Source organism: Holdemanella sp. DFI.5.55 (assembly GCF_020593575.1).
Lineage (GTDB): Bacteria > Bacillota_I > Bacilli_A > Erysipelotrichales > Erysipelotrichaceae > Holdemanella > Holdemanella hominis.
In genome coordinates, this window is record NZ_JAJDMK010000021.1 from 15,293 (window position 1) to 30,721 (window position 15,429).

Here is a 15,429-nt window from a genome sequence, read left to right on the forward strand (position 1 = left end):
AGGTAAAAATGAGGCCTGTATGACTGTAAAAGATATTGATTCCATGTCGTTTGACGAACTTAAAAATGAATTTATCCAGTTTAGAAAAATGATGATGGATCATATTTCAGAACAGGAAAAACAAATCCAGGACTATAAGAAGAAAAATGAAGAACTGACTGTAAACATTAAAGAATTACAGTTGGAACTGGCTATTGAAAAAGAAAAATACAAACAGGTGGTAGCTGCTAAATACCAGTCACAGAAGAATCAGATTGCACTGGATATGCCAACTTTATTTGATGATATAGAAGAAGAGGCATTAAAAGTAGAAGATTCAGAAATTGAAGAAGTAATAACAGTTGGTGAACACACAAGAGTTCGCCGTCCTAAGGAACAACATTTGTCTTATGATCACCTGCCAAAAGTAGATGAATATCTGTCTGTACCAGAAGGTGAAGATATCTGTGAAAAATGTGGTTCAAAAATGCATATAAAGAAATATCAGACAAAAGAAGAATTGGTATATGAACCAGCTCGTCTTTTTGTACATGTTACACATATACCTGTATTAGAATGTGAAAACTGCCAAATCTATAGTGAAGAAGGAAAATCAACATATCATACAGCAACACATCATTTTTTATTTGACAGAAGTATATGTTCACCAGAACTTTTGGCATACATAATCGATATGAAATACAATAATGGTCTTCCATTGTATACAATAGAAAAGATATTTCAAAGAGATCACGCAATCATACCAAGACAAAACATGTCAAACTGGGTGATTGGAAGCATGAAATATCTGGAACCACTCTACAATCTGATGAAAGAGGATCTTTTAAGGATGAAGCTTATACATGCAGATGAAACTACAACTCAGGTATTGAATGAAGAAGGAAAGCCAAGTACATCCACATCCTATATGTGGGTATATCGTTCCAATAAGCATGAAGTGCCGATTGTACTGTATGATTACCATTCTACAAGATCAGGAGACTGTCCAAAAGAATTCCTAAAAGGATATAGCGGATATCTAGAATCAGACGCATACGACGGATACAATAAAGTCGAAAACGTAATTCGATGTCTGTGTAATGTCCATGCCTTAAGGAAATTCAAGGATTCATATAAACTGCTTCCAAACAATAAGGAACGAAAAACGAGCGATGAGGCAAAAGCCATACAGAAATATGACGAAATCATCCACCATTCAAATCTTATTGATGAAAAAGCAGCTGAAAAATATTCGAATCCTGAAAAGCGAATGGAATATATCACAAAGAGACGAAAAGAAGAACTCAAGCCAAAGTTTGAGAAGTTTTTATCGTATCTTGAAGAAATCGAACCAAGAAACAAAGGCAGATATTCCATGAGCAAATGCTCATGTACGGTAAGGAAGCAAGCAACCGAAAACAAGAGATAGACCGCCAGCACTACACTATTCCGAACCAAAGACCAAAAGATAAGCATTGTGGGAAAATCTAAACTTTTGGATTTTCCTACAATGCCAACTACGGCGGAATCCCTCCCACTCCTTATATCTTTCTGTATACATTGAATTTGTATTTAGTAAAATGCAGACAACACCACGGATCGGCTTTTGGTTGGACAATTCCAACCAAACACCACAGCAGACAGCAGAAAACATTCTGAACGCTAGGAAGCCGGTATGATTGTTACATATAAGGGGAAGAAAAATTTCTTTTAGGTACTTGCTTTCCTAAAACTGATGTGATACAATGATTTAATCCAGAAAAGGAGTAAAAAATATGCGGCAAGGTATTCTTAAATAAAACTATAATCAAATAGTGGGAACAAAGGATTATGATAGTCCCTTTTGTAGGGGCTTAGTTTTTTGTACCCAATTTAAGAATACTTTTGCCTTATCAATTTTGACATATCCCCAAAAACAGCACTCACAAACAGGTGTATGCTGTATATGTGTATGTCCGCAAATTATCATCCCCAGTGGTAAAAGTATTTTACTGCTGGGGATTTTTATGCCCTTCGGGGCAGTAAAGGGAGGACAATCACATGAAAATAATCAATATTGGAATTCTTGCCCATGTAGACGCTGGAAAGACGACCTTGACGGAGAGCCTGCTATATGCCAGCGGAGCCATTTCAGAACCGGGGAGCGTCGAAAAAGGGACAACGAGGACGGACACCATGTTTTTGGAGCGGCAGCGTGGGATTACCATTCAAGCGGCAGTCACTTCCTTCCAGTGGCACAGATGTAAAGTCAACATTGTGGATACGCCCGGCCACATGGATTTTTTGGCGGAGGTGTACCGCTCTTTGGCTGTTTTAGATGGGGCCATCTTGGTGATCTCCGCTAAAGATGGCGTGCAGGCCCAGACCCGTATTCTGTTCCATGCCCTGCGGAAAATGAACATTCCCACCGTTATCTTTATCAACAAGATCGACCAGGCTGGCGTTGATTTGCAGAGCGTGGTTCAGTCTGTTCGGGATAAGCTCTCCGCCGATATTATCATCAAGCAGACGGTGTCGCTGTCCCCGGAAATAGTCCTGGAGGAAAATACCGACATAGAAGCATGGGATGCGGTCATCGAAAATAACGATGAATTATTGGAAAAGTATATCGCAGGAGAACCAATCAGCCGGGAAAAACTTGTGCGGGAGGAACAGCGGCGGGTTCAAGACGCCTCCCTGTTCCCGGTCTATTATGGCAGCGCCAAAAAGGGCCTTGGCATTCAACCGTTGATGGATGCGGTGACAGGGCTGTTCCAACCGATTGGGGAACAGGGGAGCGCCGCCCTATGCGGCAGCGTTTTCAAGGTGGAGTATACAGATTGCGGCCAGCGGCGTGTCTATCTACGGCTATACAGCGGAACGCTGCGCCTGCGGGATACGGTGGCCCTGGCCGGGAGAGAAAAGCTGAAAATCACAGAGATGCGTATTCCATCCAAAGGGGAAATTGTTCGGACAGACACCGCTTATCCGGGTGAAATTGTTATCCTTCCCAGCGACAGCGTGAGGTTAAACGATGTATTAGGGGACCCAACCCGGCTCCCTCGTAAAAGGTGGCGTGAGGACCCCCTCCCCATGCTGCGGACGTCGATTGCGCCGAAAACGGCAGCGCAAAGAGAACGGCTGCTGGACGCTCTTACGCAACTTGCGGATACTGACCCGCTTTTGCGCTGCGAGGTGGATTCCATCACCCATGAGATCATTCTTTCTTTTTTGGGCCGGGTGCAGTTGGAGGTTGTTTCCGCTTTGCTGTCGGAAAAATACAAGCTTGAAACAGTGGTAAAGGAACCCACCGTCATTTATATGGAGCGGCCGCTCAAAGCAGCCAGCCACACCATCCATATCGAGGTGCCGCCCAACCCGTTTTGGGCATCCATCGGACTGTCTGTTACACCACTCCCGCTTGGCTCCGGTGTACAATACGAGAGCCGGGTTTCGCTGGGATACTTGAACCAGAGTTTTCAAAACGCTGTCAGGGATGGTATCCGTTACGGGCTGGAGCAGGGCTTGTTCGGCTGGAACGTAACGGACTGTAAGATTTGCTTTGAATACGGGCTTTATTACAGTCCGGTCAGCACGCCGGCGGACTTCCGCTCATTGGCCCCGATTGTATTGGAACAGGCATTGAAGGAATCAGGGACGCAACTGCTGGAACCTTATCTCTCCTTCACCCTCTATGCGCCCCAGGAATATCTTTCCAGGGCTTATCATGATGCACCGAAATACTGTGCCACCATCGAAACGGTCCAGGTAAAAAAGGATGAAGTTGTCTTTACTGGCGAGATTCCCGCCCGCTGTATACAGGCATACCGTACTGATCTGGCCTTTTACACCAACGGGCGGAGCGTATGCCTTACAGAGCTGAAAGGATATCAGGCCGCTGTCGGTCAGCCGGTCATCCAGCCCCGCCGTCCAAACAGCCGCCTGGACAAGGTGCGCCATATGTTTCAGAAGGTAATGTAAAGATACATAATCGTCAAGACGGCAACAATCAGAAGTTATGGAGGGTAACAATGGAATATAGTAAGGAAGATTTAATGGAAGCAAAAAAGCAAATTTGGGGAGTGGGAGAGAACATGGGAACAGAGGAAAGTAAAAAAATCTGGGAGGAGAACGCACAATTTTGGGATAATGCAATGGGTGACGAATCTAATGAATTTCACAGAGAGGTAGTGCGTCCCAAAGTAACGGAACTTCTATCTCCTAATCCTGCGGATTACATTTTGGATATTGCGTGTGGCAATGGAAATTATTCTTCGTATCTTGCACAAAGAGGCGCTTCGGTTGTCGCTTTTGATTACAGCAAAAAAATGATAGAATTGGCTAAAAGACGGCAATCACAATATGCAAAACAAATTGAATTTTGTGTGGCGGATGCGACCGATAGAAAAAGTATATTAGAATTAAAAAGAAATCGAGCCTTTACGAAAGCAGTTTCTAATATGGCAATTATGGATATTACGGATATTGAACCACTTCTTATGGCTGTTTATGAACTGTTGCAGGAAAGCGGAATTTTTGTCTTTGCAACGCAACACCCTTGTTTTGTCACGTTGACTGAAAAATATATGACACCGCACAGTTACTATGATATAGCGATTGAAGGGCAACCGAAAGAGCAGATTTATTATCATCGTTCCATACAAGATATTTTTAACCTTTGTTTTAGAGCTGGATTTGTCATTGATGGATTTTATGAAGAATGTTTTAAAACCAACAAAGAAATTCCTATGGTAATGATAGTAAGGCTTAAGAAGGTAAAACGTGATAGCTTAAAATAAATTCAAGTTTGTCGGGTAAATAGCAAACCCAGCCGAGCCAGTCAACGGTCAAGATGAACGGCGCATATGCGCAGCCGTTGACAGCCCCGCCCGCCTTTGCTGGTAGGCAATCAAGGGGCGACAGCAAGAAGTGCCACCGCCCCGCACTATTATTCAGAAAGGGGAATTTCCATGACCGACCAGATAGCCTATCAAGAATATATCCAGCGCAGGTACAACGCCTTTTGCAAGACTGTTATCCGCTGTGCCGCCTTGGACAAGATTTTGAAGCTTAAACGGCAATGGGAACGGCAAGTTTCCCTTGACTATCTGATGAACGAGAAGTTTGTCCAGTTTGCCGCGTCGGAGCCGGACGAGGAATACCCATTTACCGTCTGCGGTCAGACCGTCCTGCTCTGCAACGCCGCCCTTGCCGACGCGATCTCTGTTTTGCCGGAGCAGACGCGGGAAGAAATCCTGCGCTATTACTTTCTGCGCCAGCCGCAGCGCGTGATCGGCGCGTGTATTGGCCGGTCACGCAGCACAGCGGGGCGGCATATCCAGCTTGCCTTGCAGCGGCTACGCGAAGAAATGGGGGTGAGCCGGTATGAGTAGACTTCTCCCCTATGAAACAATCCTCAAAGCCCGTTAGGGCGACCCAGAAGCCGTGAACGCTGTCCTGCTCCACTACGCCGGATATATCCGCTATTTCTCAAAAGTGAACGGGCAGGTCAACGCCGAGGTGGAGGACTATGTAAAGCAGCGGTTAATTGACTGTCAATTCAAGTTCCGGCTTGACGAACCACCGGACAAGTCATAAAAACTGAATACCAGCCGCCACCGACGCGGCCAGCGAAAGCAGTAAGTCTTGAAAAAGATTTACTGCTTTTTTTGTTGTCCGGCTCCGCTCCCGGCCATTTTGCCCCCTGCCGGTTGTAGTAGTAAGCGAGGAGGGAATTTTTCTGCCCTGGTGTTTGGCATTTGGAGCATTTACCCGTAGTAGAGGGCAAAGAGAAAGGATTTCTCCAACACCGGGTAGAAACCACTGCGTCCGGTGTCATTTTAGCGAAAGCGGGCAGGAATGCCCTTTACAGGATTAGTAGTAGCAGAAAAAGAGAAACAAACTTTTGTGGTTGCAGTTTTCCAAAAAAGTGGCGGACGGAAGTGAGAGAAAGTTTGCAGTCACGGAGAGCAAGTTTCTACCACGGTGCCAAAATCCGCAATTCTGCAGTTTTGCCCCTCGCGGGAAACTTGTTGGGGAGTGCCTTCCCCAAACCCTGCTCATGCGCCCTTACGGGCGAGAAAGGAGGTCACACCATACGAAAGAAATACAACACGCCCCACCGCAGCCGCGTTGTGAAAACCCGGCTGTCCGAAGATGAGTATGCCGACTTCACAGCGCGGCTTGCGCCCTATGGTATCAGCCTGTCCGAATTTCTCCGGCAGGCGATACGGCGGGCGACCATACGCCCGGTTGTCCATGTGTCGTCGGTCAATGACGAGTTGCTTTCCGCTGTCGGGAAGCTGACAGCCGAGTACGGCAGGATCGGCGGCAACCTCAATCAGATTGCCCGGTATCTGAACGAATACGGCGTACCCTACAACACCCTTTCCGGCGAGGTACGCGCCGCCATATCCGACCTTGCCGTCCTCAAGTATGAAGTCCTCAAGAAAGTAGGTGACGCGGTTGGCAACACTCAAGCATATCAACTCTAAAAACGCCGACTACGGAGCCGCCGAGCAATATCTTCTCTTTGAGCATGACGAGTTTACCATGAAGCCCGTCCTTGATGAAACCGGCAGGCTTATCCCCCGCGAGGACTACCGGCTGTCCACGCTGAACTGCGACGGGGAGGATTTTGCCGTTGCGTGTATGCGGGCCAATCTCCGCTATCAGAAAAACCAGCGGCGGGAAGATGTGAAAAGCCACCACTACATCATCAGCTTTGACCCGCGGGACGGGCCGGACAACGGCCTGACCGTAGACCGGGCGCAGGCGTTGGGGGAACAATTCTGTAAAGAGCATTTTCCCGGCCACCAGGCCCTTGTCTGCACCCACCCGGACGGGCATAACCACAGCGGCAACATTCATGTGCATATCGTCATAAACAGCCTGCGGATTGAGGAAGTGCCGTTCCTGCCCTACATGGACAGGCCGGCCGATACGAAAGTCGGCTGCAAGCACCGATGTACCGACGCTGCCCTGCGCTACTTCAAATCCGAAGTCATGGAGATGTGCCACCGGGAGGGGCTTTATCAAATCGACCTCTTGAACGGCAGCAAGAACCGCGTCACCGACCGGGAGTATTGGGCGCAGAAAAAGGGACAGGCCGCGCTGGACAAGCAGAACGCCCCCATGATTGCCGATAGTATCACGCCCCGGCAGACCAAGTTTGAAACGAACAAGGAGAAGCTGCGGCAGACCCTACGGAAAGCCCTTGCCACCGCCGCCAGCTTTGACGAGTTTTCCTCTCTGTTGCTGCAGGAGGGTGTGACCGTCAAGGAGAGCCGGGGGCGGCTTTCCTACCTCACGCCGGACAGGACAAAGCCAATTACCGCCCGGAAGCTGGGCGACGATTTTGACCGCGCCGCTGTCTTTGCCGTTTTAGAGCAAAACGCCGCCAGAGCAGCCGAAGCGCCAGCCAGATCCCCCGATCCCCCACGCACCATAAAAGACCGCTTGCAGGTTGCCAGAGCCGAGATAGCCGCCCCGAAACAGGACGGAGTGCAGCGGCTTGTGGACATTGAGCAGAAAATGGCCGAGGGCAAAGGCCGGGGCTATGAACGCTGGGCGAAGATACACAATCTGAAGCAGGCCGCCAAAACGCTGTCCGTCTACCAGCAATACGGCTTTACTTCCCCGGAGCAGTTAGAAGCCGCCGTTGACACCGCCTATCAGAAAATGCGCCAGACCAGCGGCGAACTGAAAGCACTGGAAACGAAGCTGCAAGGGAAAAAGAAGTTGCAGCGGCAGGTGTTGGCCTACGCCCAGACCAAGGCCGCCCGCGACGGGCTGCGGGCACAGAAATCCGAGAAAGCCCGCGCCGCATACCGGCAGGCCCATGAGAGCGATTTTATCATAGCCGACGCAGCAGCCCGGTATTTCAAGGCGCATGGCATTACCAAGCTGCCCGCCCGGAAAGCGTTGCAGGCCGAGATCGAGCAGCTTATCTCCGAGAAAGACGGCCTGTATAACACCTATCACGAACAGAAACAGCGGTTCAAGGAGTTGCAGACCGTCAAGCGGAACATCGACCAGATTTTGCGCCGGGACGAGCCGCACCGCAGAAAGGAGCAGAGCCATGAGCGATAACCTGCCCCACATGGACTACCGCCAGCACCGGCGGGCGCGGCGGCTGGTACATGAGTGCTGTAACTACGATGAGGGGAACTGCCTGCTATTGGACGACGGGGAGCCTTGCGTGTGCGTCCAGAGCATTTCCTTTTCCCTCATGTGCCACTGGTTCCGTGTGGCTGTCCTGCCCCTTGACGGGGAGCTGGCCGCAGCCCTCTTGTGCCGGGGAAGCCGGAAACGGTGTGCCGTCTGCGGGGCGGCCTTTGTCCCCAAATCCAACCGGGGAAAATACTGCCCCGACTGCGCCGGGCGCATGAAGAAAATCAAAGCCGCCGAGAGAAAGCGGAAACAAAGGCAGAGATGTCACGCTTTAGAGCCTTTCAAACCCGCATAAATCAAGGCTTTTTTCGTGGGTGTCAAAGGGTACGCGATACATTTATCCTTTTCCCCCGGAAACGGCGTTTTAATGCGTGACAATACGCCAAAATCAACCCGAACACAGGGAGGTGATCCTATCGCTGATTATATCAGGGCAGACACGCGGCTGCCCGCCTATCTGCCGTATCCCCGTTTCCTGCTGAAAATGGAGATTTCACAGACCGCCAAGCTGCTGTATTCGCTGCTGTTAGACCGTTCCACCCTCTCCCAGAAAAACAAGTGGCTGGACGACGAGGGCAGGATTTATATTATCTATCCCATCGCGGAGATAGCAGAAATACTGGATAAAGGCAGCACCACCATCAAGGGGGCGCTTAATGAACTGGACACGGCGGGGCTGTTGGAACGGGAACGGGGCGGCTTCTCCGCACCGAACCGGCTTTATGTCAAAGTACCGCCAGTGCCACAGGTACAGTTTTCAGACCAACTGATGGCCGGAAGTCCGCCCCTCATAGAGCCGGAAAACCGTCCTACTGATGGTCAGAAAACCGTCCTACTGATGGTCGGAAAACCGTCCCCTAACCAAACTACTATAAACAACCTTACAGAGAGCCAAACAAAGGGAGTGAGTGGGGGGCCGTCCGCGCCCTATGGCCGATATGGAAATATTTTTCTGTCACAGACCGAATACGACGAGTTGCAGGCAGAGTACCCTGACAGGCTGGAACGGTTCATCGAGGAAATGAGCCGCTACCTTGCCGCCAACGGGAAAAGCTACCAGAACTATGCCGCCGCCCTGCGGATATGGGCGGGGAACGACAAAAAGGAAGCCCCTAAAAAGGGCATACCAGACTACTCATGCAAGGAGGGCGAGAGTTTATGAAGAATGAAATCAACGCGGTTTTGGAGAATATGACGACCACCATCCCGGAGCCGGAGGACTACACCGGCGAGGACGGTTTACTGTACTGCGGCAAGTGCCGCAAGCCGAAAGAAGCCTATTTTGCGCCGGATAAGGCCGCTATCTTCGGGCGCGACCGCCACCCGGCAGAGTGCGACTGCCAGAGAACCTCCCGCGAGGAACGGGAAGCCGCCGAAAAGCGGCGCAGACACCTTGACACCGTGGAAGAACTGAAACGCCGGGGCTTTACCGACCCCACCATGCGGGACTGGACTTTCGAGAACGACAACGGCAGGAACCCGCAGACCGGGCTTGCCCGCCGGTATGTGGAGCATTGGGAAGATATGCGGACAGACAATATCGGCTGCCTGTTCTGGGGCGGCGTAGGCACCGGCAAAAGCTACCTTGCAGGCTGTATCGCAAACGCCCTCATGGAGAAAGAAATCCCCGTCCGCATGACGAACTTTGCTCTTATCCTCAATGACCTTGCCGCCAGCTTTGAGGGGCGCAACGAGTACATTTCCCGCCTTTGTCGTTATCCGCTGCTGATCCTTGACGACTTCGGCATGGAACGCGGGACGGAATACGGGCTGGAACAGGTGTTCAATGTGATTGACAGCCGTTACCGCAGCGGCAAGCCGCTGATCGTCACGACCAACCTTACGCTGGACGACCTGCACAACCCGGAGGACACCGCCCATTCCCGGATTTATGACCGCCTGCTTTCCATGTGCGTCCCGGTACGCTTTACCGGCGACAACTTCCGGCAGGAAACCGCCAAGCGGAAAATGGAGAGCATGAAGAAACTGATTACCGACTGAAAGGAGTATTGCCTATGGCAGATAACAAGCAGCACGACACCCGCACCACCCGCCGCCCTGACTGTGTGACGGAAATCCGCATGGGCAATTCCGTCCTTGTCGTGTCCGGCTATTTCAAGAAAGACACCACAACCACAGCCGCCGACAAAATGGCGCGGGTACTGGAAGCGGAAGCCGCTGCTACACAGGAGCCGACTTATCCGGCGTGAACCGGGGCATGGAAAAGCGGCCATGCCAGGGAGCATGACCGCTGGAACGAAAATCGGAAGTGCTTTAGCAATTCTTAATCTCATTCTCTATAAAATAATTTGCAATTTCAAAGGCTTTTATTCTTCTCTTTGCCAATGTGATTTGTGATTTATAACGCTCGGAATTATCCTTTGATTCAAATGTTTTTACTGTTTCTCTTAGCTTGTGCAGAGTTGAATCAATTTGCCTTTTGGCCGCGGTTAATTCATCTATTGTATACTTCATGTTTTCTCCTTTAACTTCTGATTTTTTTGTTAAATCAGAGTATACCACGGAGTTATGAACTTTTCTACTGCAAATATGGGACGACAACCCATACCATAAAAATCGGAAAATTGAAAAGCTGTAAAGAAGCAAATTTAACGCTTTTGCCGCTGTACAGCCCCCGCCGTTCCGTGGTACAATGAAACCACGGAATAGTGGGGCTGGCTGTCGGAAACGGAGGATTTTATGTTAAGACAAGCCACCCAAAACCTCATTACCGCCCTTTATCCGAGATTGTCCCACGAGGATGAATTGCAAGGCGAGAGTAATTCCATATCGAACCAAAAAAGGATACTCGAAACCTACGCAAAACAGAACGGCTTTACCAATCTGCGCTGGTACACCGACGACGGTTTTTCCGGCGCGAACTTCCAGCGGCCCGGATTTCAAGCCATGCTTGCGGACATTGAAGCCGGGAAAGTGGGTACGGTCATCGTCAAGGACATGAGCCGGTTAGGGCGAAACTACTTGCAGGTAGGGTTTTACACGGAAATGCTGTTCCCTCAAAAGGGTGTGCGTTTTATCGCTGTCAACGATAATGTGGACAGTGCCAGCGAGGGCATGGACAACGATTTTACCCCGCTGCGAAATCTGTTCAATGAATGGCTGGTGAGAGATACGAGCAAGAAAATCAAGGCAGTGAAAAAGTCAAAAGGCATGAGCGGCAAGCCTGTTACCAGCAAGCCGGTTTACGGCTATGTGATGGACGAGGACGAGAATTTTATTATAGACGAGGAAGCCGCCCCGGTGGTGCAGCAGATTTACCAGCTTTGCCTTGCCGGGAACGGCCCGACCAAGATTGCCCGTATGCTGACGGAGCAGCAAATCCCCACGCCGGGGACGCTGGAATATCAGCGGACAGGCAGCACCCGCCGTTATCACCCAGGCTATGAGTGCAAATGGGCGACCAACACCGTCGTTCATATCCTCGAAAACCGAGAGTACACCGGATGTCTGGTGAACTTCAAAACGGAAAAGCCTTCTTATAAGGTCAAGCACAGCATAGAGAACCCCGTCGAGAAGCAGGCCATTTTCGAGAACCACCATGAGCCGATCATCGACAAGGAAACATGGGAACGGGTGCAGGAGTTACGCAAACAGCGCAAACGCCCGAACCGCTACGATGAAGTGGGGCTGTTCTCCGGGATTTTGTTCTGCGCCGACTGCGGCCATGTGCTGTATCAGCAGCGGTATCAGAACAAAGACCGCAAACAGGACTGCTACATCTGCGGCAGCTACAAGAAGCGCACCCGCAACTGTACGGCGCACTTTATCCGCACCGATCTGTTGACCGCTGGTGTCCTGGCAAATCTCCGGCAAGTGACCGAATACGCAGCCAAGCATGAGAGCCGGTTTGTGAAACTACTTGTCCAGCAGAACGAGATCGGCGGCAAGCGAAAGACCGCCGCAGCCATCAAGCAGCTTGAACAGGCGCAGGAACGCATTTCTGAAATCAGCCGCATTATCAAGCGGCTGTATGAGGACAATGTAAACGGCAAAATCAGCGATGAGCGTTTCATGGAACTGTCGGCTGACTACGAAGCCGAGCAAGCGGAGCTGAAAAAGAGAGCCGCCGCCCTGCAAGCCGAACTGGACAAGTCACAGGCAGCTACCGTCAACGCCGAGAAATTTATGGGCATTGTCCGCAAGCACCTTGCCTTTGAAGAACTGACCCCCACTCTCTTGCGGGAAATGATCGAGAAAATTGTGGTGCATGAGTGCAGCTATGATGAGAACGGCACCCGCAGGCAGGACATTGAGATTTATTACAGCTTTGTCGGCAAGATTGACTTGCCCGAATAACCGCCCGACCTATCCGACACAATGGCCAAGTGTCGGATAGGAACGGCAAAATTTTTTGCACTTCTATTGCTTCTTTATCACACATAAGCAAAGCAATCCAGTATGTATTGAACAACAAAGAAGGACTTATGGAATTTACAAATGATGCGATCATCCCACATGACAATACAAGCTGTGAAAGAAGTATACGCCCATTTGTAGTCATACGAAATCGATGCAAATTCAGCGTAAGCGTACATGGAGCACAAGCGAGTGCCATGATCTATTCATTAGTAATCAGCTGTATAGAAAATAAACAGAATCCATACATGTACTTTACTCATTCATTTGAAAATCTACCAAAATTAGATTTAACAAATAAAGAAGAACTGAGAAAGTATTTGCCATACAGTCGAGAACTACCAAGCTATATCCGAACATTATCAAAGAGCGAAATAAAAGCCATCCTTAATGAAGCCAACTCACAAGTGTGATCCAGCAAGGATGGCTTTATTATATATTCGTCAGCAGTTTATTTGTACCACCTTCAAATTTGACGCTTACTCTCATATCGTAGAAGATGAGCTTTTTCAAGAAAATACAATAACTATCGTCGTATCTCATGATAATGAATGGAATGATTATGTAGATCAGATAGTTAAATTATGAGAAATCTAAAGACGAATTATAAGGATTATCAAATAAAATCATAAATAGTGTATTGCCGCACTCTAAACAGCTACCAAAGAATCTATATGTAAAATAGAAAAGATCCGATTGGCAATGACATAGTATCATTTCAAATTGGATCTTTTAATATGGGCTCTATTTGACGCTTACCTCTTCGTGGATTTATTGGCTCTGAGTAATGGATTGGGTGGTTCTCAGTGCTGGACGGTATGGCTCTGAATGCGTGGAATACTCACAATATAAATAAAATTAAAGCAATCGTACAACACAATTAGATACATAATCACAAAATCTAATTATATTGCAATATACATCCATTCCAATTTGAAGTATCTGGCATAAAAATACGACCTCCTTGTAGATCTATTATTTCACAAAGAGATTGTTCTTTTAATCTAGGTCCTATTTGACACTTACGTTTATTTGTACCACCTTTAAATTTAACGCTTATGAATTTATTGTGCCAAAAAAAATTCCGTAGACAAAACCGAGTCTATAACCCTAAAGCTTGTACAATACGGAATACTTTTTATTTATTTTTTTATTCTGAAATTTAAATCTCTTTTACTTCATAACAATCTCAACTTGATACAATTAAAAACCAAGAACCTGCGAATACAGCAGGACTTTCAAGATCTTCCAATTCATCAAGTTCAGTTAAATCATCGGAATATGAATCTAAAATTTTTGATTCTTTTTTAAAATCTTCCATCTTAATCTCTCCTTTCTCATTTTGTACAAAATCATATAATCAAAAGAATACATAGGCCTAATTCTTTTTGATTCTAAAACAGTGAAGAATTGTAAATATATATATTGACATCACACAAAAATCTTTTATAACTAAAATGATTTTTTATGATTATATTTTCTTAATATTCCATAACGTAAAATATTATAGCCGTCAGTTTCTAATAAAGGAATAGGTAATAAATTAAACATAATAAAGCTTAAAGTCGGTATACACTCTTTCAAACAATTTAATCTCCATAAAATCATACAGCTAATAATATTGAAAAGAATTCCTGAATAGAATACTATAATTTTTTCATAATTTGGTAACATATATGCTTCGCTGGTATCACATACTATAGATGGGCAAATCCACTTAAATTTAAATTTATAACTTACTGCTTTCTTTCCAAAAAGACGTAATGCAGTACTGTGCCCCAATTCATGAATTAAAATGCTCAACATTAAAATCAAAGTAGGTTCAAAAGTTTCATCAACATCTATATTTATGGATTGATATAGCATAACAATTAATATAGGAATTGATAGTACGATTAGAATAATAATCAAAATATCTTTTATACTCCATTTAATTTCTGTTAAACATATGCCACTAAACTTATCCTGAACAAATTCATAAGACTTTTGATAATACTTATTTGATGTTGTGTCTTTAATTACACATTCAACATGATTGTCATCTAAAATTTCGTAGTGTTCGTAAAATCCAAAATAATACTTATGAAATTTCATGATTATCAAATAATTGTTTATACCGTGATATTAGTTTCGGACTAAACAAATGCGCACAAAGTTCACAAGGATTCACAACTCTATCAGGTAGTTCTATATCTTCAAAATTCTTTATATACTCATAGAAGCATCTCATTTCAGAATTTCGTAAAGCATACAAAAGTTTGTTATTTTTCACTTTGAACAATGCCTCTTCTAATGACAATTCGTTAAAATCCCCTATACACAATCCAGTATCAACAACAGCCTGTGAACAACACGGCAAAATTCGCCCATCATATAAAACAACTAACATCCCATTATAAGTACATCGTAACTTTTGTGAATTTGATTCATATATTTTTTCAAATTGGTGTGGTTTAAAATTTTTCTTTGCAGCACCAACAGGCAAACAAGGAACAATTTCAAGATTCGTAGCATATAAACAATCATCCAATGAATCAATAATTTCTGATACCTTTTCATCTTTTAATTTCACAATCGCCAAAGATGTCGGTAGCCCCAATTGCATAGTAGCTTTTAATATATTTCTTATATTATTTACATCAATGTATTCGCTATGGTATGAATCATAACTGATGCTTAAATGGTTTAATCCTCTTTCCTTTAGCTCTTTAATTTTGGTAATAACCAGATCATAATTGGATGCCCAGTATCCATTTGTAATAGTTGTGACTCTTTTTCCAGATAATGATGCCAACTTAATCAATTCCCTCAAATCATTATAAACCTGAATTATTCATGAAAATATAAAAATTCGTAGAATGTTCCTGATTTAAAGGAAATCTACGAATTTTTCTTATCACCCATTGGGTGAACTTTTCATAT

General features: G+C 46.4%; 16 protein-coding genes and 1 pseudogene. 13 read left to right on the forward strand and 4 right to left on the reverse strand.

From position 1 onward, the window contains the following. Positions 1 to 19 precede the first annotated feature (19 nt). The 11 genes and pseudogenes from LJE08_RS06180 to LJE08_RS06230 all read left to right on the forward strand — a co-directional run bounded on the left by LJE08_RS06180 (position 20) and on the right by LJE08_RS06230 (position 10,340). A complete protein-coding gene (locus LJE08_RS06180; RefSeq protein WP_227402721.1) occupies positions 20 to 1,408 on the forward strand; it encodes an IS66 family transposase in 1,389 nt (462 codons plus the stop codon). A 611-nt stretch (positions 1,409 to 2,019) separates the two neighbouring features. Beyond that, positions 2,020 to 3,939 carry a tetracycline resistance ribosomal protection protein Tet(W) gene (tet(W), locus tag LJE08_RS06185; protein WP_227402722.1) on the forward strand — a complete coding sequence of 640 codons (1,920 nt, stop codon included), beginning with the start codon at positions 2,020 to 2,022 and terminating at the stop codon, positions 3,937 to 3,939. A 50-nt stretch (positions 3,940 to 3,989) separates the two neighbouring features. Then, positions 3,990 to 4,757 (forward strand): class I SAM-dependent methyltransferase, encoded by a 768-nt coding sequence (locus LJE08_RS06190; protein WP_002586626.1) that lies wholly within the window; start codon positions 3,990 to 3,992, stop codon positions 4,755 to 4,757. Between the two features lie 171 nt (positions 4,758 to 4,928). Next, positions 4,929 to 5,351: a sigma-70 family RNA polymerase sigma factor gene (locus tag LJE08_RS06195; RefSeq protein ID WP_002586616.1), complete on the forward strand. Its 423-nt coding sequence runs from the start codon at positions 4,929 to 4,931 to the stop codon at positions 5,349 to 5,351. Then, positions 5,344 to 5,556 (forward strand): annotated as a pseudogene (locus LJE08_RS06200) (helix-turn-helix domain-containing protein). Before LJE08_RS06195 ends, LJE08_RS06200 begins: the two are co-directional and overlap by 8 nt. Before the next feature lie 497 nt (positions 5,557 to 6,053). Further along, positions 6,054 to 6,452 (forward strand): plasmid mobilization relaxosome protein MobC, encoded by a 399-nt coding sequence (mobC, locus tag LJE08_RS06205; RefSeq protein ID WP_227402728.1) that lies wholly within the window; start codon positions 6,054 to 6,056, stop codon positions 6,450 to 6,452. Continuing rightward, on the forward strand, positions 6,424 to 8,049 hold the full coding sequence (locus LJE08_RS06210; RefSeq protein ID WP_002596230.1) for a relaxase/mobilization nuclease domain-containing protein: 1,626 nt from the start codon (positions 6,424 to 6,426) through the stop codon (positions 8,047 to 8,049). The genes mobC and LJE08_RS06210 overlap by 29 nt, the downstream gene beginning before the upstream one ends. Continuing rightward, the gene (locus LJE08_RS06215) at positions 8,039 to 8,425 is read left to right on the forward strand and encodes a cysteine-rich VLP domain-containing protein (protein ID WP_002596231.1); all 387 of its coding nucleotides are present in this window, start codon (positions 8,039 to 8,041) and stop codon (positions 8,423 to 8,425) included. The genes LJE08_RS06210 and LJE08_RS06215 overlap by 11 nt, the downstream gene beginning before the upstream one ends. 72 nt (positions 8,426 to 8,497) lie before the next feature. After that, complete coding sequence (locus tag LJE08_RS06220; protein ID WP_227402723.1) at positions 8,498 to 9,292, forward strand: replication initiator protein A; 795 nt, start codon at positions 8,498 to 8,500, stop codon at positions 9,290 to 9,292. Further along, positions 9,289 to 10,131 (forward strand): ATP-binding protein, encoded by an 843-nt coding sequence (locus LJE08_RS06225; protein WP_227402724.1) that lies wholly within the window; start codon positions 9,289 to 9,291, stop codon positions 10,129 to 10,131. Before LJE08_RS06220 ends, LJE08_RS06225 begins: the two co-directional genes overlap by 4 nt. A 14-nt stretch (positions 10,132 to 10,145) precedes the next feature. After that, complete coding sequence (locus LJE08_RS06230) at positions 10,146 to 10,340, forward strand: transposon-encoded TnpW family protein (protein ID WP_002596234.1); 195 nt, start codon at positions 10,146 to 10,148, stop codon at positions 10,338 to 10,340. A gap of 64 nt (positions 10,341 to 10,404) precedes the next feature. Here the strand turns inward: LJE08_RS06230 and LJE08_RS06235 are convergent, their stop codons facing one another. Continuing rightward, a complete protein-coding gene (locus LJE08_RS06235) occupies positions 10,405 to 10,605 on the reverse strand; it encodes a hypothetical protein (RefSeq protein ID WP_002596235.1) in 201 nt (66 codons plus the stop codon). Positions 10,606 to 10,830: 225 nt separating this feature from the next. Between LJE08_RS06235 and LJE08_RS06240 the strand changes: the two genes are divergently transcribed. Further along, positions 10,831 to 12,447 carry a recombinase family protein gene (locus tag LJE08_RS06240; RefSeq protein WP_002596236.1) on the forward strand — a complete coding sequence of 539 codons (1,617 nt, stop codon included), beginning with the start codon at positions 10,831 to 10,833 and terminating at the stop codon, positions 12,445 to 12,447. 29 nt (positions 12,448 to 12,476) lie between these two features. After that, positions 12,477 to 12,920, forward strand: a complete 444-nt coding sequence (locus tag LJE08_RS06245; RefSeq protein WP_227402725.1) for a transposase — start codon at positions 12,477 to 12,479, stop codon at positions 12,918 to 12,920. Between the two features lie 776 nt (positions 12,921 to 13,696). On the opposite strand, the gene LJE08_RS15040 is transcribed toward LJE08_RS06245, so the two are convergent. The 3 genes from LJE08_RS15040 to LJE08_RS06255 all read right to left on the reverse strand — a co-directional run bounded on the left by LJE08_RS15040 (position 13,697) and on the right by LJE08_RS06255 (position 15,310). Next, positions 13,697 to 13,828, reverse strand: a complete 132-nt coding sequence (locus LJE08_RS15040; RefSeq protein ID WP_255650316.1) for a hypothetical protein — start codon at positions 13,826 to 13,828, stop codon at positions 13,697 to 13,699. A 131-nt stretch (positions 13,829 to 13,959) separates the two neighbouring features. Continuing rightward, a complete protein-coding gene (locus tag LJE08_RS06250; RefSeq protein ID WP_227402726.1) occupies positions 13,960 to 14,601 on the reverse strand; it encodes a hypothetical protein in 642 nt (213 codons plus the stop codon). Further along, positions 14,588 to 15,310: a radical SAM/SPASM domain-containing protein gene (locus tag LJE08_RS06255; protein WP_227402727.1), complete on the reverse strand. Its 723-nt coding sequence runs from the start codon at positions 15,308 to 15,310 to the stop codon at positions 14,588 to 14,590. The genes LJE08_RS06250 and LJE08_RS06255 overlap by 14 nt, the downstream gene beginning before the upstream one ends. Positions 15,311 to 15,429: the final 119 nt, after the last annotated feature.